At 69.9% G+C, this 21,036-nt stretch carries 16 protein-coding genes; 11 read left to right on the top strand and 5 right to left on the bottom strand.

Annotation, left to right across the window (positions count from 1 at the left end):
• Positions 1-64 precede the first annotated feature (64 nt).
• Together gudD and kdgD are read right to left on the bottom strand one after the other, a co-directional pair.
• Positions 65-1,426 (bottom strand): glucarate dehydratase, encoded by a 1,362-nt coding sequence (gudD, locus tag FZN60_RS12385; protein WP_158873936.1) that lies wholly within the window; start codon positions 1,424-1,426, stop codon positions 65-67.
• Between the two features lie 86 nt (positions 1,427-1,512).
• Positions 1,513-2,457 (bottom strand): 5-dehydro-4-deoxyglucarate dehydratase, encoded by a 945-nt coding sequence (kdgD, locus tag FZN60_RS12380; RefSeq protein ID WP_158873792.1) that lies wholly within the window; start codon positions 2,455-2,457, stop codon positions 1,513-1,515.
• Positions 2,458-2,626: 169 nt separating this feature from the next.
• On the opposite strand from kdgD, the gene FZN60_RS12375 reads away from it, so the two are divergent.
• The gene (locus tag FZN60_RS12375; protein WP_158873791.1) at positions 2,627-3,580 is read left to right on the top strand and encodes a LysR substrate-binding domain-containing protein; all 954 of its coding nucleotides are present in this window, start codon (positions 2,627-2,629) and stop codon (positions 3,578-3,580) included.
• A gap of 98 nt (positions 3,581-3,678) precedes the next feature.
• Here FZN60_RS12375 and FZN60_RS12370 read toward each other — a convergent pair whose 3' ends face one another.
• The 3 genes from FZN60_RS12370 to FZN60_RS12360 form a co-directional block, all read right to left on the bottom strand.
• Entirely contained in the window at positions 3,679-4,164 is a 486-nt protein-coding gene (locus FZN60_RS12370) for a heme-degrading domain-containing protein (protein WP_246726746.1), read from the bottom strand.
• 171 nt (positions 4,165-4,335) lie between these two features.
• Positions 4,336-6,441, bottom strand: coding sequence for an FAD-dependent oxidoreductase (locus tag FZN60_RS12365; RefSeq protein WP_158873789.1), 2,106 nt, complete (start codon positions 6,439-6,441; stop codon positions 4,336-4,338).
• A gap of 83 nt (positions 6,442-6,524) precedes the next feature.
• The gene (locus tag FZN60_RS12360; protein WP_158873788.1) at positions 6,525-7,562 is read right to left on the bottom strand and encodes a LacI family DNA-binding transcriptional regulator; all 1,038 of its coding nucleotides are present in this window, start codon (positions 7,560-7,562) and stop codon (positions 6,525-6,527) included.
• Positions 7,563-8,085: 523 nt separating this feature from the next.
• Between FZN60_RS12360 and FZN60_RS12355 the strand changes: the two genes are divergently transcribed.
• From FZN60_RS12355 to FZN60_RS12310, 10 genes are all read left to right on the top strand, one after another.
• Entirely contained in the window at positions 8,086-9,711 is a 1,626-nt protein-coding gene (locus FZN60_RS12355) for an acyl CoA:acetate/3-ketoacid CoA transferase (RefSeq protein ID WP_158873787.1), read from the top strand.
• The gene (locus tag FZN60_RS12350) at positions 9,701-10,513 is read left to right on the top strand and encodes an enoyl-CoA hydratase/isomerase family protein (RefSeq protein ID WP_199266557.1); all 813 of its coding nucleotides are present in this window, start codon (positions 9,701-9,703) and stop codon (positions 10,511-10,513) included. The genes FZN60_RS12355 and FZN60_RS12350 overlap by 11 nt, the downstream gene beginning before the upstream one ends.
• Positions 10,514-10,540: 27 nt before the next feature.
• Positions 10,541-12,061, top strand: a complete 1,521-nt coding sequence (locus FZN60_RS12345; protein ID WP_158873785.1) for an aldehyde dehydrogenase family protein — start codon at positions 10,541-10,543, stop codon at positions 12,059-12,061.
• Positions 12,062-12,107: 46 nt separating this feature from the next.
• Positions 12,108-13,373, top strand: a complete 1,266-nt coding sequence (locus FZN60_RS12340; RefSeq protein ID WP_158873784.1) for an ABC transporter substrate-binding protein — start codon at positions 12,108-12,110, stop codon at positions 13,371-13,373.
• Positions 13,374-13,485: 112 nt separating this feature from the next.
• Entirely contained in the window at positions 13,486-14,391 is a 906-nt protein-coding gene (locus FZN60_RS12335; protein WP_158873935.1) for a carbohydrate ABC transporter permease, read from the top strand.
• A complete protein-coding gene (locus FZN60_RS12330; RefSeq protein ID WP_158873783.1) occupies positions 14,388-15,287 on the top strand; it encodes a carbohydrate ABC transporter permease in 900 nt (299 codons plus the stop codon). The genes FZN60_RS12335 and FZN60_RS12330 overlap by 4 nt, the downstream gene beginning before the upstream one ends.
• A gap of 6 nt (positions 15,288-15,293) precedes the next feature.
• Positions 15,294-16,397, top strand: a complete 1,104-nt coding sequence (locus FZN60_RS12325) for an ABC transporter ATP-binding protein (RefSeq protein ID WP_158873782.1) — start codon at positions 15,294-15,296, stop codon at positions 16,395-16,397.
• Entirely contained in the window at positions 16,394-17,917 is a 1,524-nt protein-coding gene (locus FZN60_RS12320; protein WP_246726743.1) for an FAD-dependent oxidoreductase, read from the top strand. Before FZN60_RS12325 ends, FZN60_RS12320 begins: the two co-directional genes overlap by 4 nt.
• Before the next feature lie 82 nt (positions 17,918-17,999).
• Complete coding sequence (locus FZN60_RS12315) at positions 18,000-19,631, top strand: GMC family oxidoreductase (protein WP_158873781.1); 1,632 nt, start codon at positions 18,000-18,002, stop codon at positions 19,629-19,631.
• A 65-nt stretch (positions 19,632-19,696) separates the two neighbouring features.
• Positions 19,697-20,866 (top strand): Gfo/Idh/MocA family protein, encoded by a 1,170-nt coding sequence (locus FZN60_RS12310; RefSeq protein ID WP_158873780.1) that lies wholly within the window; start codon positions 19,697-19,699, stop codon positions 20,864-20,866.
• Positions 20,867-21,036 lie beyond the last annotated feature (170 nt).

The following is a 21,036-nucleotide window of genomic DNA, read 5'->3' as shown; positions in this document are numbered from 1 at the left end:
GATCATCGCCGCGCCCCACCTCCCATCGGCGGGCACGGCGCGATTTCGCGTGCTGCGGGCGCGCTCAGCGCACGAGGCAGGGCCGCTTGTTGTCGAAGCGCCAGTCCGGCACGAGGAAGCGCATCGCGAGCGCGTCGTCCCGCGCGCCCAGGCAATGGTCGAGGTAAAGGCGGTGCGCCGCCTCCACGCGCTCCATGTCGAGCTCGACGCCGAGGCCGGGCTGATCGGGAACCGCGACGTGGCCGTCGACGATCCGCGGCGGCTCGCGCGTCAGGCGCTCGGTGCCGTCCTGCCAGATCCAGTGCGTGTCCAGCGCCGTCACCCGGCCGGGCGCCGCGGCGCCGACATGGGTGAACATGGCGAGCGAGACGTCGAAGTGGTTGTTGGAGTGCGAGCCCCAGGTGAGACCGAAGGTCTGGCAGAGCTGGGCGACGCGCACGGAGCCCTGCATGGTCCAGAAATGCGGGTCGGCGAGCGGGATGTCGACCGACTGGAGCTGGACGGCATGGGCGAGCTGGCGCCAGTCGGTCGCCACCATGTTGGTGGCGGTCGGCAGGCCCGTGGCGCGGCGGAACTCGGCCATGACCTCGCGGCCGGAATAGCCGTTCTCGGCGCCGCAGGGATCTTCGGCATAGGCGAGGACGTCGCCGCGCCCCTTGCAGAGCCGCACCGCCTCGTCGAGCGACCAGGCGCCGTTGGGATCGAGCGTCACGCGCGCCTGCGGGAAGCGGCGCTTGATCGCCACCGCCGCCTCCATCTCCGTCTCGCCCGCGAGGACGCCGCCCTTCAGCTTGAAGTCGCGGAAGCCGTAGCGCTCCTGCGCCGCCTCGGCGAGGCGGGCGACGGCCTCCGGGGTCAGCGCCTCCTCGTCGCGCAGGCGGGTCCAGGCGTCGTTCGCGCCCTCGCCGGCGCGGTAGGGCAGGTTGGTGCGGCGGCGGTCGCCGACATAGAAGAGGTAGCCGAGCATTTCGACGCGGTCGCGCTGCTGCCCGTCGCCGAGGAGCGCCGCGACCGGCACGCCGAGATGCTGGCCGAGAAGGTCGAGAAGCGCCGATTCGAGGGCCGTGACGACGTGGATCGTCGTGCGCAGGTCGAAGGTCTGGAGCCCGCGGCCGGCGCTGTCGCGGCTGGCGAAGGTCGCGCGCACGCGGTTGAGGAGGGCGTTGTACTCGCCGACCGAGTGCCCGACGAGGAGCGGTCCCGCCTCGTCGAGGGTCTGGCGGATCGCCTCGCCGCCGGGCACCTCGCCGACGCCGACATGGCCGGCATCGTCCTCGATGATGGCGAGGTTGCGCGTGAAGAAGGGAGCGTGGGCGCCGCTGAGATTCAGGAGCATGCTGTCGCGCCCCGCCACCGGCACGGCGCGCACGGAAACGATCCGCGGCGCGTGGCGGGCGAGGTGACGGTCGGCGGTCGTGCTGAACATGGGGTCGGTGAGCATCGGGATCCTCCCTCCGGATGCGGGGGTGCGAAGCGCGTCGAGCGCGTTCCGCACCCGCGGTGGCGGCTGGTTCAGGCGGCGAGCGAGGCCCGGGGCAGTCGCGCCTCGGCGCTCTCGATCAGGACCTTGAGCTCGGCCCGCTCGGATGCCGTGAGGTCGGTCAGAGGCGTGCGGACTGGGCCGCCGCGGCGCCCGACGGCGTCGACGCCGGCCTTGACGATGGAGACGGCGTAGCCCCGGCCGCGGTCGCGCAGCGCGATGTAGGGCAGCACGAACTCCTTCAGCTCCCGGGCGACCGTGTCGCGGTCGCGGGCCCGCACCGCCTTGTAGAAGTGCAACGCCCATTCCGGCATGAAGTTGAAGATCGCCGACGAATAGGTCGTCACGCCCATCTCGAGGTAGGGCAGGGCGAAGGTCTCGGCGGTGGGCAGGCCGCCGACATAGGTCAGGCGGTCGCCGATCCGGCTGGCGACGCGCGCCATCAGCTCGAGGTCGCCGACGCCGTCCTTGAAGCCGACGAGGTTCGGGCAGCGCTCGCAGAGCCGTGCCAGCGCGTCGGGACCGAGAACGGCATTGGCGCGGTTGTAGACGATGACGCCGATGCCCACCGAGCGGCACACCGCCTCGACATGAGCCGCCAGACCGTCCTGCCCGGCCTCGGTGAGGTAGGGGGGCAGAAGCAGAAGGCCGTCGGCTCCGGCCTTCTCGGCGGCCCGCGCGATCTCCACGGCGATCGCCGTTCCGTAGCCGCAGCCCGCGATGACGGGCACGCGGCCCGCCGTCTCGACGACGGACGCGCGAACCACGGCGTCGACCTCCGCCGGGGTGAGCGAGAAGAATTCGCCCGTGCCGCCGGCCGCGAAGAGGGCGGCGACGTCGTGAGCGAGGAGCCAGGAGCAGTGCTCGCGGAAGGCCTCCTCGTTGAAGCGGTTGTTCGGGTCGAACTGCGTGATCGGGAAGGTCAGGAGGCCGGATCCGACGGCGCTGGCCATCGCTGCGGGCGAAAGATTCGTCATCTGGATTCCTCCGGTTCCGGTTCGATCGGGCCGATCCGAGTGCTGGTCGGCGCTGGCGCCCGGATCGGAGCATTCGTGCTCGGCCCGAGGCTCGTGAGCCGAGGAGTAGACGCCCCCGTCGATGCGGTCTAACTCAAAGACCGAATGGATCGATGCGGGAATTGGATCGATGTTCGAGTTCAGCCAGCTGCGCTGCTTCGTGGCGGTCGCCGAGGAGCTGCATTTCGGGCGCGCCGCCGCGCGGCTGAACATGACGCAGCCGCCGCTGAGCCGGCAGATCCAGCTCCTGGAGCACGCGCTGGAAGCGCGTCTCCTGGAGCGATCGAGCCGCGTCGTGCGCCTGACGCCGGCGGGGCGCGCCTTCCTGCCGGAGGCGCGGCGCATCCTGCGCCTGTCGGAGAGCGCGGCGAGCTGGACCCGGCGGGTCTGGCGCGGCGAGGCGGGCACGCTGCGCCTCGGCTTCACGGCGGCGTCCGGTTACAGCCGGATGCCGGCGCTCCTGGATCTCCTGCGGCGGCAGCTGCCGGGGATCGACGTCGTGCTGCGGGAGATGGTCACCCATGCCCAGCTCGAAGGGCTCGACAGCGGCACGCTCGATGTCGGGCTCCTGCGCGCCCTGCCGCCGGGCGCAAGGCACGCCAGCCTGCCGCTCGCGCCCGAGGCGATGATGGTGGCTCTCCAGCGAGACGATCCGCTCTGTCTGCGCGAGGTCCTCGCACCGGCGAACCTCGTCGACCGCGACCTCATCGGCTACTCGCCCGACGCGTCGAAGTATTTCTTCGAGCTGACGAGCGGAATTCTCGACCGCGCGGGCGTGCGGCCGAACGTCGTGCAGCAGGTCGGACAGATTCATACCATGCTGGCGCTCGTGGCGGCCGGCTTCGGCGCGGCGCTCGTGCCCGAAAGCGCAGCCTGTCTCGGCATGGAAGGCGTCGCGTTCCGAAAGCTGGTAGCCGATCCGGCGGAGCCGGTGGAGCTGATGATGGTCTGGCTGCCGGGCAACGAGAACCCGGCGCTCGCCGCCTTCATCGAGGCCTACCGGAACGCGTCCGGTCCGGCCGCCGGTTGGACCGCGCCGCTCCGGCAGGCGTCTGCGGCGTCCAGCCTCTCCGACGAGCGCTGATCGACGCATCCAGAGCCGATCGCGGAAAACGCACTTCAGGCATGACCCGAACTCGCCCGCGCCATCATCGAGGATGGGCAGCCGGTTCGGCCGTGCCGTCAGGCCGGCGCCTGTCCGGTCTGCTCGGCGCGCAGCGTTCTCATGGCGCGCACCAGCAACCGATGGTCCTCCACGTCCGGCAGGCCGCTGACGACGGCCGCTCCGATGATGCCGGTGGCCTGCGTGGCGATCGGCACGCCGCCGCCGCTCGCGGCGAAGTCCCTTTCGTCGAGGCCGAACCGCGCGCCGAGCCCGACGCCTCTCGCCTCGCATTCCAGGCGCAGCGCGAGCGAGGACCGGTGGAAGCGCATGACGGTGTTGCGCTTGCGGCGGACCCATTCCGCGTTGTCGGGGCTGGTGCCGGGCAGGGCGGTCGCGAACAGCACGTTGCCGGCCACGCTGATCTCGATCCGCACGGGTAGCGCGTCGGCCACCGCCATCTCGCGCAGGATGCACCCGAGCCGCCAGGCAGTGTCGAGGTCGAAGCGTTCGAAGCGAAGCTCCTCCAGCTCGCGCGCGAGTTCTTCGAGATCCGGTGCAGTCATCATTTTGCTCCCCAAATGACGTTTATGACCGGGCGGCGAGCCCAGCCCGGCGATGACGATGGCGTCGCCTGAGGGCGCCGGCCCGGGTGACGATCCCCTCACGCGCGGTTGCCGAGGAGTTACGCCGCAAGCATCGCCTCGGCCATGATCGATCCCGTCAGCCGCGACCTGTCAGCCGTCGACCGCGCTCTTGCGGCCACCGGACGAGAAGATCCGCCCCGTCAGCCAATCGGGCCAGTCCCGCTCGAAGAACGATCGCCCGCTCTCGTCGAAGCTGCGATTGGCGCGCGTCGATACCCTCATGCCGTCGCGGCCCGACGCGACGACGATCTGCTCTCCGCGCTGCGCATCGCGCTCCTTGCGGAAGCGGCAGTCCTCCAGGGCGCCCGTTCTCGCCAGCGGCAGCGACTCGCCGTCTCGGTCGATGATCGCGCGCGCGCCGCGGCTGCCCCCGCCGCTGCGGACGAAATGATCCAGCGCGGTGAGCACCGCTTCCGAGGCGAGGGCCATCTGGCGCCATTGGAGCGCCCGCCCGGCCTCGGCGGGACGACCGTAGGAGATGCCCTCGGACCGGATGCGCGCGTTGAGCGACTTGGCGTCGGCGAGGGCCGTTTCGACCTCGGCCGCCTCGCAGATCATGCCGGCCTTGTCGCTCATCCGATCCTGCACTTCGGCCCGGATGGTTCGAACCGACAGCGGGCTTCCGGGGCGAAGGACTGCGCGGACACCAGCCAGCGCCTCTCCGACGGCCTCGTGGAAGCCTGCCGTGCCCGCGTCCGCCGGGTCGGGATCGAACCGTGCCGCGAGGTGCTCCGCGGCGCGGGTGCCGAAGACCTGGCCGGCATTGAGCGCGGCCCCGCCCGGGCGCGTGACGCCGTGCGTGCCGGCGGCCTCGCCGACCGCGTAGCAGCCGGACAGCGACGTCCGGCCCCAGACGTCGACCATGACGCCGCCGTTCATGTGCTGGTTGTTCACGGCGAACTCCAGCGGCTCGCGCGCGATGTCGACCTTGTAGCGCCGGTAGAGCTCGATCGCGAGCGGGTTCATGTGGCGCAGGCGCTCGATCGGCAGCGCTTGGTCGGCGCCGGCCGTGCCGAGGTAGCGGCGCACGTCGTCGTCCAGCCGGTCGAGCGAGAAGGGCAGGTCGTCGCCGACGGGTAGCGGGTTCCTCAGGAAGTCCATGAACACGCGGCGCCCGGCCGCCGATTCGCGCACGATCGCGAGGTCCACGAGGCTCGACCCGAAATCCAGCATCCGCGTCGCGTGGAAGGGCCATTGGTAGCCCTTGCGAAAGACGTTCGAGGCCAGCTCCCGCGTCGTGCGGTAGTAGTCGGCGAGGAAGTGGTGCTCCCGGCCGTCGGCATCGACCGAGTAGATGTGCGGCATCGCCTGCACGTAGGTGCCCGACAGGTTCCACGGGAAGCCCTCCCGCCGCGTGCCGATCCCGAACTGGCTCTCCGTCAGGTTAACGAGGTCGATCCCGGCTGCGAGCGCGAGGCCGAGCGAGCCGAAGCAGCCGTTGGGATAAACGCTGTCGCGGTAGAGCTCCCCCGGCCCGCCCGCTGCGAGCACCACCGCGTCGCTGCGGAAGACGGCGAGGCCGAGCGGGTTCGCCTCCGTGCGTTCGGCGGCGCGCAGGGCGAGCACGCCGACGACGCGCCGCTCGGCTCCGGTGCCGACCACGAGGATCTGCACCGCCGTGGTATGGTTCAGGATCGGCACCCCGAGACGGATCGCCTCCTCGGCGAGCACCTTGACCATCAGCCGCGAGGTGCGGGGGCCGCAGCTCGTCGCTCGGCCCACCTCGTCGTGGTCGGTCTGGTAGCGCAGGGTCCCGCCCAGCGGATCCTGGGGCAGGGGGAGGCCGAGATATTGGAGCGAGGCCATCATCCGTGCCGAGCCGACGGCCTCGACATAGGCCGTGTCCTCGTCCATCGCCCCGCCCGCCCCCAGGGCGCGGGCCATGGCGCCGAAGTTGTCGCCCGCATTCGCCGTGTTGGCCGTGTGGAGCGTCTGCTTGTCGGAGCCGGAACAGGCCGAGGTACCGCCCCAGGCGTTCTGGCTGAGCACCAGGACGTCGACGCCGCGCCGTTTCGCCTCGACCGCCGCGCGAAGGCCTGCCGCGCCCGACCCGACGACGACGCAGGCCCGGCGATAGAGCGGCATCTCGGCGCCGGAAACGACGATCGTCTCGGCGGTCGCGGGCTCGGCCGGGAGCTTGGGCATGTCGACGTCGGTCAGGGCATCGAGGATGTGTTGCGGGACTTCGAGGGTCATGGGGGTCTTTCGGGCGAGAGCGCTCGGCGGGCGCGCAGGTTCGACGGTGACGAGAAACGAAGCGGACTCGGTCGGGCCGGTTCTCAGGCCTGGGCGGCGAGCCGCGGCGCGCCGCAGCTCTCGCGGACGACGAGCCGGACGGACGTCATCACGGCTTCGGACGACACGCCGCCGGCGGCGATCTGCTTGAGGAGGAGCTGCCCGGCCCGCCGGCCCATGGCCTGCGGATCGACGGAAACGGTGGTGAGGGCGGGAACAGCGGTGCGCGCCTCGATGACGTCGTCGAACCCGACGACCGCGAAGTCGCGGCCGGGCTCGAGACGATGCGACCGCAGCCCGTCGCAGGCTCCGAACGCGACGGCGTCGTTGAAGCAGACGGCGGCTGTGGGGCGCTCCTCGACGGCCAGCGCCCGCGCGACGGCATCCGCGCCGCCCGCCCGCGACGGCGCGGACGGCACCACGAGCGCCTCGTCGAAGCCGAAGCCCGCTGCCGTCACGGCCGAGCGATAGCCCGACAGCCGTTCGTGGAAGACGGCCGTGTCCTGGAAGCCGCCGAGGAAGGCGATGCGCCGGTGCCCGAGCGAAACCAGATGGCGAACCGCTCCGGCGACGCCGCTCGGATTGTCGGCGACCACCGAGGAGAGCTTCCCGCCCGGAAGGCTGCGCACGACGACGACCACGGGAATGCCGGCCTCGACGAGCGGCGCGAAGTCCGACGGGTCCGTTCCCCGCGCCGGCGAGACCAGGAGGCCTGAGATGCCGTGCTCGCGCATCGAGGCGACGACCTCGCGCTGGCGGTCGATGCTTTCGCCCGTGTTGGACAGGAACTGCACGAAGCCGGCGGACTGGACGACTATGTCGACGCCCACCGCGAGCTCGGCGAAGAAGCCGTTGGTCAGGTCGTTCACGACGACGCCGACGATGCCCGACTTCGAACCGGTCTGCCTCAGGTTCGCGGCGCCGCGATTGTAGACATAGCCGAGCTCGTTCATCGCCTCGACGACCTTCGCCCGCGTGGTTCCCTTCACGAGGGGCGAGCCTTGCAGCACCAGCGAGACCGTCGACTTCGAGACGCCCGCGGCCTGAGCGATGTCGATGACGGTCACCCGCGGTCGACCCATCCTATCCTCCGCGCTTCGATTCGGGTGAATTTGTTGGAACGATCCAAAATGGTCAAGGGGCGGCATGGCTGTCTGCGCGCTCGTCCACACTCGCCCGCTGGCCGCCGTGTTGCGCCGGGGCGAAGCCAAATCGACAACATGGGGGTCGATCACGCCCCTTCGCGGCACCGGTCTGCTTTGCTGAGGCAGTTTTCCGAGGCTCGCATGGGTTCGCCGCCGATCATTCCAGCCAGCGCCACTCGTCAGGCATATTGACAATCCGCTCACCGCATGTTGGAACGTTCCAAATTCTCCGGGGAGGCGGAGAGATCGTCGAAGTCCGGCGGCCTTGAGGAGGGGCGCACGGCGCCGCTCGCAGGAGCGGCGACCGGATTCGGTCGATCGAGATGTTTCCCCACGCGATCACGACCACGGCCCGGCGCCCGGCGCGCCGGGCTGCATCGTCCGCGAGCTTCCGGAGAGGTTGATCTCCGGTCGGTCTCGCGGACACCCGGCGACCACACGAAACGCGACTGGTGACACGATGAGCAAGCGTATCTCGGCCAAAGAGGCGGCAAGCCTGATCGGCGACGGCTCGGTCGTGACCGTCTCCTCCTCCTCGGGTCTCGGCTGCCCCGACGCGGTCCTGGCGGCGATCGGCGAACGCTTCGAGGCGACGGGGCATCCGCGCGGCCTGACCACGCTGCACCCCATCGCGGCCGGCGACATGTACGGCATCCGCGGCATCGACCATCTGGCCAGGCCCGGCCTCCTCAAGCGCACGATCTGCGGCTCGTATCCCTCGGGACCCTCGACGGCCGAGCCGCCCGCGATCTGGCGGATGATCGGGGAGAACGCGGTTGAGGCCTACAACATCCCCTCCGGCATCCTCTTCGACATGCATCGCGAGGCGGCGGCCGGTCGGCCGGGCGTCTTCACCAAGGTCGGCCTCGACACCTTCGTCGATCCGCGCCGCCATGGTTGCGCGATGAACGACAATCCCGGCGAGCCGGTGGTGCGCGTCGAACGCTTCGGCGGCGAGGAGTGGCTGTTCTTCCCCGCCATCCGCCCGAACGTCGCGGTGATCCGCGCGACCAGCGCCGACGAGCGCGGCAACCTCACCTTCGAGCACGAGGGCGCCTTTCTCGGCGCGCTGGAGCAGGCCATGGCCGCCCACAACAATGGCGGCGTCGTGATCGCGCAGGTCAAGCGCGAGGTGAAGTCGGGCACGCAGTCGCCCCAGGACGTGCGGGTGCCCGGCATCCTCGTCGATCACGTCGTCGTCGCGCCGGACCAGATGCAGACGACGCAGACGCCCTACGACCCCGCCATTTCCGGCGAGATCTTCCATCCGCTCTCGCATTTCGAGACGGCGGAGTGGGGCATGCAGAAGGTCATCGCCCGGCGCGTCGCGACCGAGCTCGCCGACGGCATGGCCGTCAACATCGGCTTCGGCATCTCCGCCAACGTGCCGCGCATCCTCCTGGAGGAGGGGCTGCACGGGGCGGTGACCTGGGTGATCGAGCAAGGGGCCGTGGGAGGCCTGCCACTCCTCGATTTCGCCTTCGGCTGCTCGTCCAACGCCGAGGCCATCATGCCCTCGCCCCACCTCTTCACCTATTTCCAGGCCGGCGGCTTCGACGCTTCGCTCCTGTCCTTCCTGGAGATCGGGCAGGACGGCTCGGTGAACGTGTCGCGCCTGTCCGCCCGGCCGCACGTGACGGCAGGGGCCGGCGGCTTCGTCGACATCACCTCGCATGCCAAGCGCATCGTCTTCTCCGGCCTCTTCAAGGCCGGCGCGCGCGTCGGCGTCTCCGACGGCCGCGTGGTCATCGAGAAGGAAGGCAAGGTCAACAAGCTGGTTCGCGAGGTCGAACACGTCTCCTTCTCCGGCCCGCGCGCGAGCGCCGCCGGCCGCGACATCCTCTACGTCACCGAGCGCTGCGTCATGTGCCTGACGCCGGCGGGCATCGAGGTGACGGAGATCGCGCCCGGCATCGACCTTCAGCGCGACGTTCTCGCCCATGCCGACTTCCCGCTCCTCGTCTCGCCGAACCTCAAGGTCTCCGACGCCGCGCTCTACCGGCCCGAGCCGATGGGCCTGGCGCTGCCGAGGAAGGTCACGCCCGGCCTCGCGCTCCAGCCGAAGGCAGAAGCCCGTGCAGCCTGACGTCTCCACCGCCCGCCTCTTCGGCGAGGAAGGGCACGGCGTCCGGCTCGTCGTGTCGGGCACGGTCGCCGAGATCGTCCTCGCGCGTCCCGCCAAGCTCAACGCGCTGGACCTGCCGATGCTCGACGCGCTCGACGGCGCGGTCTCGGCGCTCGCGGCCGAGCCGGGCGTCCGCGTCGCGATCCTGTCGGGCGAGGGGCGCGGCTTCTGCGCGGGGGGCGACATCCTCGCCTGGGGCCACATGGAGCCGCTCGGCTTCGCGCAGGGGTGGGTGCGCCGCGGCCACGCGATCTTCGACGGGCTGGCGCGCCTTCCCGTGCCGCTGATCGCGCTGCTCGACGGCCATGCGCTCGGGGGCGGCCTGGAGCTGGCCGCCTGCGCCGACTTTCGCGTCGCGGAGGAGCACGTCAAGTTCGGCTTTCCCGAAAGCTCCATCGGCGTCGTACCCGGCTGGTCCGGCACGCAGCGCGCGGCGCGCCGCTTCGGCATCCGGATCGTGCGCCGCATGGCGCTCGGCGGCGAGGTGCTGACGGCTCAGGAAGCGCTCGGCGAGGGCTTGGCCGACCGGCTGGCGCCTACGGGAGAAGGGCGCCAAGTGGCGCTTGCCTGGGCGCAGGCCATCGCGGCCCGCGCGCCGACCGCGACGCAGGCCGTCAAGCTCCTCCTCAACATCGCCGAAGGCGAGGAGCGCGAGGGGGCGGCGGAAGCCCTCGCCAGCGCCTTCGTCGCGACCACCGCCGATCGCCTTGAGGGCGTGTCGAGCTTCCGCGAGAAGCGCCCGCCCGCCTTTCCCGGCCGCTGAGCATCGATGAGACACGAGAGCCGACCGATGACCGCACACATCACCATCGCCCCGATCCCGGAAAGCCAAGCCGGCCCGCGCCGCTATCGCCTCCTGATCGACGGCGCCTGGACCGAGGCACGCGCCGGCGGAACGATCGAGCGCGTCGCGCCGGCGCACGGCGTCGCCGTCAGCATCTACGAGCGGGCCGGGCGCGAGGACGCGCTCGCCGCCGTCGCCGCCGCGCGGGCCGCGTTCGACAACGGCACCTGGCCGCGCATGACCGGCGCCGAACGGTCGAGCCTCCTCCTCAAGGTCGCAGCCCGCATCGAGGCGCGCGCCGAGGAGTTCGCCCGGCTCGACGCGATCGAGGCCGGCAAGCCGATCGCGCAGGTGCGCGGCGAGATGGCCGGCGCGGTCGACATCTGGCGCTTCGCCGCCGCGCTCGCCAGAACGCTCCACGGCCAGTCCTTCTCGACCATCGGCGAAACGAAGCTCGGCGTCGTCCTGCGCGAGCCGATCGGCGTCGTGTCGATCATCACGCCCTGGAACTTCCCCTTCCTGATCCTGTCGCAGAAGCTGCCGTTCGCGCTCGCGGCCGGCTGCACGGCCGTGGTGAAGCCGAGCGAGATGACCTCGGCCTCGGCGCTGCTGCTCGGCGAGATTCTGATCGAGGTCGGCCTGCCGAAGGGCGTCGTCAACATCGTCACCGGCACGGGGCCGGAGGCGGGCGCGCCGACCGTCGAGAGCGCGGACGTCGACATGCTCTCCTTCACCGGCTCGACCAAGGTCGGCAAGGCACTGATGGCGTCGGCCGCCGGAACCTTGAAGAAGGTCTCGATGGAGCTCGGCGGCAAGAACGCCCAGATCGTTTTCCCCGACGCCGACCTCGAAGCGGCGACGGACGCCATCGTCTTCGGCGCCTTCTTCAACGCGGGCGAGTGCTGCAATGCCGGCAGCCGCCTCGTCGTCCACGCCTCGATCGCCGAGGAGCTCGTGGAGCGCGTGCGGGCGCGCTCGGCGCGCGTGCGCGTCGGCGATCCGCTGGACGATGCCACGGTCGTCGGCGCCTTGATCTCGCAGGATCACACCGACAAGATCGGCGCCTATGTCGAGGGCGCGCGGGGCGCCGGCGCGCGCTTTCCGGCGGGCGGGGCGATGCTGTCCGCCGACAGCGGTCGCTTCATGGCGCCCACGATCGTCACCGGCGTCTCGCCGGACATGGCGATCGCGCGCGAGGAGGTCTTCGGCCCGGTGCTGACGGTGCTCACCTTCGAGACGCCCCAGGAGGCGATCGCGATCGGCAACGGCACGGAATACGGCCTCTCGGCGGGCGTCTGGAGCGCGAACTTCGACACGTGCCACCTCGTCTCGCGCGCCCTGCGCGCCGGCACGGTCTGGATCAACACCTTCATGGACGGCGCCAGCGAGCTGCCGTTCGGCGGCTTCAAGCAATCGGGCCTCGGGCGCGAGCTCGGGATCCACGCCGCCCTCGACTACACGGAGGAGAAGACCCTCCACCTGCATTCCGGCGGCCGCCCCAAGCCTTGGGTGGTCGACGCGATCTGATACACGCCGGCCGGGCGTTTCCGGCCTCTCTGGGAGGAGACTGACCATGAAATTCGCCAACCTTCTGACCGCCGCGCTGATGGCGTCGGCCGCATCGCTCGGCATCGCCGGCTCGGCGTCCGCGCAGTCGAACGAAGAGGTCCAGGTGCTGCACTGGTGGACCTCGGGCGGCGAGGCGAAGGCGCTCTCGACGCTGAAGGACAAGCTCCAGGGCGAGGGTGTCGCCTGGGTCGACGTGCCGGTCGCGGGCGGCGGCGGCGAGGGCGCCATGACCGTTCTGCGCTCCCGCGTGACCGCCGGCGATCCGCCGACGGCCTCGCAGATGCTCGGCTTCGACATTCAGGACTGGGCCGAGCAGGGCGTGCTCGCCAACCTCAACGACGTGGCGGCGGCCGGCGGCTGGGACGCGGCCATCCCCGAGGCGATCCAGAAGTTCTCGAAGTACGAGGGCGAGTGGGTGGCCGCCCCCGTCAACATCCACTCCACCAACTGGATCTGGGTGAACAAGGCGATGTTCGACGAGCTCGGCCTCTCCGAGCCGAAGGACTGGGACGGCCTCATCGCCGCGCTCGACAAGATCAAGGCGGCCGGCAAGACGGCGCTCGCCCACGGCGGCCAGCCCTGGCAGGACGCGACGATCTTCGACAGCGTGGTGATGACCACCGGCGGACCGGACTTCTACCAGAAGTCGATGATCGACCTCGACCCCGAGGCGCTCGGCTCCGACACCATGAAGACGGTGTTCGAGCGGATGGCGAAGCTCCGCACCTATGTCGACGACAACTTCTCGGGCCGCGACTGGAACCTCGCCACCGCCATGGTCATCAACGGCGAGGCCGGCGTCCAGATCATGGGCGACTGGGCGAAGGGCGAGTTCCTGAACGCCGGCAAGCAGCCGGGCACCGACTTCCTCTGCTACCGCTTCCCCGGCACGCAGGGCACGGTGACCTTCAACACCGACCAGTTCGCCATGTTCCAGGTCGGCGAGAACGCGCAGGACGCCCAGAGCAAGCTGGCGGCGGCCATCGAGGACCCGGCCTTCCAGGTCTCCTTCAACACGATCAAGGGCTCGGCGCCGACCCGCACCGACGTTTCCGACGAGGCCTTCGACGCCTGCGGCAAGAAGGCGATCGCCGACGTGAAGGAGGCTGCGGAGAAGGGCACGCTGCTCGGCTCGCTCGCCCACGGCCACGCCGCCCGCGCGGCGGTGAAGAACGCCATGTACGATGTCGTAACCGCCGCCTTCAACGGCGACTACACCCCCGAGCAGGCGACGCAGGAGCTCGTCACCGCGGTGGCGGGCGCGCAGTAAGACACGGGCGAGGGGGCGCCCGTCGGGAGGCGGGCGCCCTCCACCATTCAAGCGGTCGCACGAGCGCGTCTCGGACGCGCGGGAGGAGGAGCGCGCCATGACCCTGGCCTCGATGCCCCTGACGACGGACAGGCCCCAGCCGCGGCGGCGAGCCTTGGGCGACTGGCTGCCGAGGCTCGTGCTCGCGCCGAGCTTCGCGGCCGTGCTGCTCTTCGTCTACGGCTTCATCCTGTTCTCGATCTACCTGTCGATGACGAGCTCCCGGCTCCTGCCGGTCTACGACTTCATCGGATTCGGGAACTACGTCCGCCTGTTCTCGCTGCCGAATTGGTGGGTGGCGCTGAAGAACCTTGCGATCTTCGGCTCGCTCTACATCGCCATCTGCTGTGCGCTCGGCCTCCTCCTCGCGATCCTTCTCGACCAGCGCATTCGCGCCGAGGGGTTGATCCGGCCGATCTTCCTTTATCCCATGGCGCTCTCCTTCATCGTCACGGGCACGGCCTGGAAGTGGATGCTCGATCCCGGCATCGGCATCGCCCAGACCATGCACGCGCTGGGCTGGGAGAGCTTCTCCTTCACCTGGATCAAGGACGGTGAGATGGCGATCTACACGATCGTGATCGCCGCGGTCTGGCAGAGCTCGGGCTTCATCATGGCGATGTTTCTCGCTGGGCTCCGCGGCATCGACGGCGAGATGCTGAAGGCCGCCCAGATCGACGGCGCCTCGGCCTTCCAGACCTATCGGCGGATCGTCATCCCGCAGTTGAAGCCCGTCTTCCTCTCGGCCTTCGTCGTCCTCGCCCACCTCGCCATCAAGTCCTACGACCTCGTGGTGGCGATGACCAACGGCGGCCCCGGCCGCGCGACGGAGATGCCCTCGACCTTCATGTATTCCTACACCTTCACCCGCTCGCAGATGGGCGTCGGCGCGTCGTCCGCGGTGATCATGCTGATGATGATCTCCGCCGTGCTCATCCCCTACCTCTACAGCGAACTCGCCGGGAAGGCGCGCTCATGACCGACCTGTCGCTCAAGCCCCGCGAGGAGCCTGCCGCCGGCTCGCGCGCGTCCGTCTTCGCCCGCGCCGCGCTCTACGCGATCCTCATCCTCTTTTCCGTCTACTACCTGCTGCCGCTGTTCGTGATGGTGGTGAATTCGCTGAAGCCCCTGTCCGAGATCCAGCAGGGCAACATGCTGGCCCTGCCGCGGGACTGGACGCTGGCGCCCTGGGTGTCGGCCTGGGACCAGGCGCAGATCGGCATCGAGGCGACGGGTCTCGCGCCATACTTCTGGAACTCGATCAAGATGGTGGTGCCGGCGGTCGTGATCGCGACCATGCTCGGCGCGGTGAACGGCTACGTCCTGACCAAGTGGCGCTTTCCCGGCCACCGCATCGTCTTCGGGCTGATGCTCTTCTCCTGCTTCATCCCGTTCCAGATCGTGCTGATCCCGATGGCGCGCGTCCTCGGGCTCATCGGCCTCGCCGGCACGACGCCGGGCCTCGTCCTCGTCCACGTCGTCTACGGCCTCGGCTTCACGACGCTGTTCTTCCGCAACTACTACGAGGCCTTTCCGAACGAGCTGATCCGCGCGGCGGAGATGGACGGGGCGGGCTTCTGGCAGATCTTCACCCGCATCCTCCTGCCGTCCTCGGGCCCGATCATCGTCGTCACCGTCATCTGGCAGTTCACCAACGTCTGGAACGACTTCCTCTTCGGCGCCTCCTTCGCGAGCCCGCAGTCGCAGCCGATCACGGTGGCGCTGAACAACCTCGTCAACTCTTCGACGGGCGTGCGCGAATACAATGTCCACTTCGCCGGCGCGATTCTCGCCGCGCTCCCGACCCTCCTCGTCTACGTCGTCGCCGGCCGCTACTTCGTGCGCGGGCTGATGGCGGGCGCCGTGAAAGGCTGATCCCTCATGGGCTCCCTCGACATCGTCCACCTGAAGAAGTCCTACGGCTCGGTCCAGGTCCTCAACGACATCAACCTGTCGATCGAGAAGGGCGGCTTCCTGGTCCTCGTCGGCCCGTCCGGCTGCGGGAAGTCGACGCTCCTGAACACGATCGCCGGCCTCGAGCCCATCTCCGGCGGCGAGATCCGCATCGCCGGGCGCGACGTGTCGGGCCTGAGGCCCGCCGACCGCGACATCGCCATGGTGTTCCAGTCCTACGCGCTCTACCCGACGATGACGGTGGCGCAGAACATCGCCTTCGGCCTGGAGATGAGGAAGGTTCCGAAGCCGGAGCGGGACGCGGCGGTCAAGCGCGTCGCCGAAACTCTGCAGATCACCCACCTCCTCGACCGCAAGCCCAGCCAGCTCTCCGGCGGCCAGCGCCAGCGCGTCGCCATGGGCCGGGCCCTGACGCGCAACCCGCAGGTCTTCCTGTTCGACGAGCCGCTGTCGAACCTCGACGCCAAGCTGCGCGTCGACATGCGCACGGAGATCAAGCGCCTGCACGAGCGGCTGAAGACGACGATCGTCTACGTCACGCACGATCAGATCGAGGCGATGACATTGGCCACCAAGATCGCCGTCCTGAAGGGCGGCGTCCTCCAGCAGTTCGGCACGCCGGCCGAGATCTACGAGCGGCCGGCCAACCTCTTCGTCGCCGAGTTCATGGGCTCGCCCTCGATGAATCTCGTGCGCGCCGGCGTCGATCCGGACGGCGGCGCCGTCACCCTTGCGCGCGGCGGCGAGCCGCTGCGGCTGCCGGTGAAGGCCGGCCGCATCCTGGAAGGCTATGGCGGGCGCGAGATCATCGTCGGCATCCGCCCCGAGGCGATCACCGAGCCGCGCTCCGAGAACGGCGCCGACCCCTCCGTCGTCGTGTCCGACTTCCGCATCGACGTCGTCGAGCCGACCGGCGCCGACGTCTACGCGATCAGCGAGCTCGGCGGGCGCCAGGCCATCGGCCGCTGCTCGGCTGGTTATCCGATCCGGGCGGGACAGACCGCGCGCCTCGCCATCCACACCGACAAGATCGTCTACTTCGATCCCAAGACCGAGGAGCGCATCGGGTGACGACCGCCGATGCCATACCCAGCCCCGACGTCCTGATCATCGGCTCGGGGATCGGCGGCGCGACGATCGCGGCGTCGCTCGCGCCGACCGGCGCGCGGATCGTGATCCTGGAGCGCGGCGAGCGCATGGCCCCGGCCGAGCACGACCGCAGCACGCATGCGATCTTCCGCGAGGGCGTCTTTCGGCCGAAGGAGTTCTGGCTCGACGGCGACGGCCAGACGTTCAACCCCGGCAACTACTACTACGTCGGCGGCAATTCGAAGTTCTACGGCGCGGTCCTCACCCGTTACCGCCGGGAGGACTTCGCCGAGATGGAGCTCGACGGCGGCGTCTCGCCGGCCTGGCCGTTCCCCTACGAGGAGCTGGAGCCCTGGTACGGCCGGGCGGAGGCGCTCTACGGCGTTCGCGGCGCCGCGAACGAGGACCCGACCGAGCCGCCGCATTCGACCCCTTACGCCCATCCGCCCGTACCCGACGAGGCGGAGATCGCCGAGATTCGTGGGCGGCTGCGAGCCCAAGGGCTGCATCCCTACTCGCTGCCGCTCGGCGTCGACCTGCCCGCCTGGCTCGCCGGAGGCGACACGCCCTGGGACGCCTTCCCGAACAGCGCCGGCGGCAAGATGGACGCGGAAACGGCGGCGCTCGCCGTCGCGCTGGCCCATCCCAACGTGACGCTGGTGACCGGCGCCAAGGTCGAGCGCCTGGAAACCGTGCCGGACGGGACGCGCATCGAGGCGGTCCATGTCGAGCGGGGCGGCGCGCGGGAGATCGTGCGCGCCGGGCTGGTGATCCTGTCCGCCGGCGCGATCAACTCGGCGGCGCTGCTCCTGCGCTCGGCGGACGCGCGCAACCCGGCCGGCCTCGCCAACCGCTCCGACCAGGTCGGCCGCAACTTCATGAACCACAACGCGACGGCGATGATCGCCTTCGATCCGCGCCGGCGCCACGGCCTCGTCTATCAGAAGACGATCGGCGTGAACGACTTCTATCTCGGCGACGGGCAGGGCGGCCGACCGCTCGGCAACGTCCAGATGCTCGGCAAGATCGACGGCCACATCCTCAAGGCCAACATGGCGCTGGCACCCTTCGCCGCGCTCGACTGGATGGCAAAGCGCTCGACCGACTGGTACCTGATGAGCGAGGACCTGCCGGACCCCGAGAGCCGCGTTACCCTCAAGAACGGCGGCATCGTGCTGAACTGGCGGCGCAGCAACATGGCGGCGCACGAGAAGCTCGTCGCCAGGATGCGCGGCGTCTTGCGCTCGATCGGCTATCCCGTCGTCCTCCACCGGACCTTCGACCGCCGGACGCCATCGCACCAGTGCGGCACCGTGCGGATGGGAACGGACCCCGCGATAGCGCCGCTCGACACGTTCTGCCGCGCGTTCGACCACCCGAACCTCTTCGTCGTGGACGCGTCGTTCCTGCCGACCTCCGCCGCCGTCAACCCCGCGCTGACGGTCGCCGCGCAGGCGCTGCGCGTCGGCGACCACATCGCATCCGGGGATCTCGCGGCATGAAACCGCCGCGGCAGGTCCCGGCTCGGCGCAGGGCGCGGGGCGGTGACACGCCGATCCCGCATTTCACATTGGATACCCGTCCATGACCGACTACATCATCGTCGGCGGAGGCCCCGCCGGTTGCGTCCTCGCCAGCCGCCTCAGCGAGGACCCGAGCGTTTCCGTCCTGCTCCTCGAGGCCGGCGGGCGCGACCGCCATCCCTTCATCCACATGCCGGCCGGCTTCGCCAAGATGACGAAGGGCCTCGGCTCCTGGGGCTGGTCCACCGTGCCGCAGAAGCACATGAAGAACCGGGTCCTCTGGTACACCCAGGCGAAGATCATCGGCGGCGGATCGTCGATCAACGCCCAGATCTATACCCGCGGCAATCCCGGCGACTACGAGCGCTGGGTCGAGGCCGGCTGCGAGGGATGGGGCTATCGCGACGTCCTGCCGTACTTCATGCGGGCCGAGGACAACCAGCGCTTCGCCAACGATTATCACGGGCAGGGCGGCCCGATCGGCGTGTCCAACCCGATCTCGCCGCTGCCGATCTGCGAGGGATACTTCAAGGCCGGGCAGGAGCGCGGCATCCCCTTCAACCCGGATTTCAACGGCGCGGTGCAGGAGGGCGTCGGCTACTACCAGCTCACCCAGCGCAATGCCCGCCGCTCCTCCGCCGCCGTCGCCTACCTCAAGCCGGCCGAGGCGCGCGCGAACCTGACCGTTCGCACCGGCGTGCGCGTGTCGCGCATCCTCGTGGAGAAGGGCCGCGCGGTCGGCGTGGAGATCCAGGGGGAGAGCGGCCCGGAGACCCTGCGCGCGGATCGGGAGATCATTCTCTCGTCCGGGTCGATCGGCTCGCCGAAGATCCTGATGCAGTCGGGTATCGGCCCGGCCGACCATCTGCGCGCGGTGGGGGTCGAGACGGTCCACGACCTGCCGGGCGTCGGCTCCAACCTCCAGGATCACCTCGACCTCTTCGCGGTCGCCGAATGCACAGGCGATCACACCTATGACGGCGTCGCCAAGCCGCACAGGACCGTGCTGGCCGGGCTCCAATACATCCTGACCCGCAAGGGCCCCGTCGCCTCCAGCCTCTTCGAGACCGGCGGCTTCTGGTACGCCGACCCGACGGCGGAGTATCCCGACATCCAGTTCCACCTCGGGCTTGGATCGGGCATCGAGAAGGGTGTCGAGAAGCTCGCCAATGCCGGCGTCACCCTGAACTCGGCGTTTCTGCGGCCGCGCTCGCGCGGCACGGTGCGTCTCGCCTCCGCCGATCCCGCCGCGGCCCCGCTGATCGACCCGAACTACTGGGCCGACCCCTACGACCGCGAGATGTCGATCAAAGGCCTGAAGCTCGCCCGCGAGATCCTGTCGGCGCAGGCGCTGAAGCCCTTCGTCAAGCGCGAGGTCCTGCCCGGCCCGAAGGTGATCAGCGACGCGGACCTCTTCGAATACGGCTGCGCCAATGCCAAGACCGACCACCATCCCGTCGGCACCTGCAAGATGGGACACGACGCCATGGCCGTGGTCGGTCCCGACCTGAAGGTCCACGGCATCGAGGGCCTCCGGGTCTGCGACGCCTCGGTCATGCCCTTCGTGCCCTCCTCGAACACCAACGCGCCGACGATCATGGTGGGAGAGAAGGGCGCCGACCTCATCCGCGGCATGCAGCCGCTTCCGCCGGCCGTGTTCTCGGGCAACCGACGCCTGGCCGCGACGGGCTGAACCGGCGCGAAGGCGCTGCGAAGGCCCGCCGCTCGAGCTTCCAACGAACAGAAGGGATGACCACCATGAAGGACGTCAATGTCGCGGTGATCGGCGCGTCCGGTTGGATGGGCAAGGTGCACACCATGGCCTTCCTGACCTTCCCGCACTTCTTCGGGGATGCGGGCGGCGTCGCGCGCGTCGTTGCGCTCGTGGACCGGAACCCGCAGGCCGCCGAGGGGCTCCTGCGGAAGGTGCCGGGCGCGCAGGTCTTCCAGGACTGGCGGCAGGCGGTGAACCATCCCGAGGTCGATCTCGTCGACATCTGCCTGCCCGACGACCTCCATTACGAGGTCGCCAAGGCGGCCCTTCTCGCCGGAAAGCACGTCTTCTGCGAGAAACCGCTCGCCAACACGGCGGCCGAAGCGCGCGAGCTCGCCGACATCGCGCGGGAGAAGCGCCTGATCACGCGCGTCGGCCATGCCTTCCCGCGCAATCCCATCCACGATCGCGCCAAGGAGATCATCGACGCCGGCGAGATCGGCGAGATCAAGATGTTCAAGGGCTGCCAGCACATCGACGTCTTCGGTGATCCCGCCGCGCCTTTCATGTGGCGGGCCGACGGGACGCTCGCGCCGACCGGCATCGTCGGCGACACCGGCACGCACGTCTTCAGCTTCATGGAGTTCCTGGTCGGCCGCGTGAGCTCGCTCGTCGCCGACAACTTCGTCGCGACGCCGCGCCGCCCAATCTTCGCGGGCCTCGGCATCGGCGAGGGGGCCGAGCTGACGGGCGACGAGGCCATGGCGGAGGTCACCAATCCCGACGGCACGAACCTCCTCTGCCGCTTCGAGAACGGGGCGAGGGGCATCGTCGACTTCAGCCGGGTGGCGACCGGGCGCAAGTTCAGGCAGACCTACGAGGTCTACGGCACCAAGGGCAGCATCGCCTACGACTGGGACGAGGTGAACCGCCTGCGCTTCTACACCAACGACGACCGGGCCGGCCGCCGCGGGTTCCGCGAGATCGACGTCGGTCCCGAGAACCCGAACTACCGCGCCTTCCTGCCGCTGCCGAACTTCTCCCTCGGCTACAACGAGATGAAGATCATCGAGATCGCCGAGGTGGTCCGCTCGGTGGCGACCAATACGCCCATGTGGCCGACCTTCGAGACGGGCCACCACATCTGCCAGATCGTCGACGCCTGCATGGAGTCCTCGCGCCTCGGGCGGTGGGTGGACATTCCCAGCGTCTGACAGCGGACTCGACGAGGAGCCGCGTCGCAGGCGCGCCTCGAGGAGGCGGTCGAGAGGACGCTCTGCGGACGTCGCCATCCTGGCGCAAGGTCGTGCCGATTGAAGGTGGCGACACCAGGAACCTGGTGTTCGCCGTCGCACGCTTGTGCGTCACGCGGATGCCGTCCATC

The sequence above is a fragment of the Antarcticirhabdus aurantiaca genome (genome assembly GCF_009765365.1).
Classification (GTDB): domain Bacteria; phylum Pseudomonadota; class Alphaproteobacteria; order Rhizobiales; family Rhizobiaceae; genus Antarcticirhabdus; species Antarcticirhabdus aurantiaca.
Note: the sequence above shows the minus strand (reverse complement) of the source record. Positions and strands in the feature narration are given on the sequence as shown.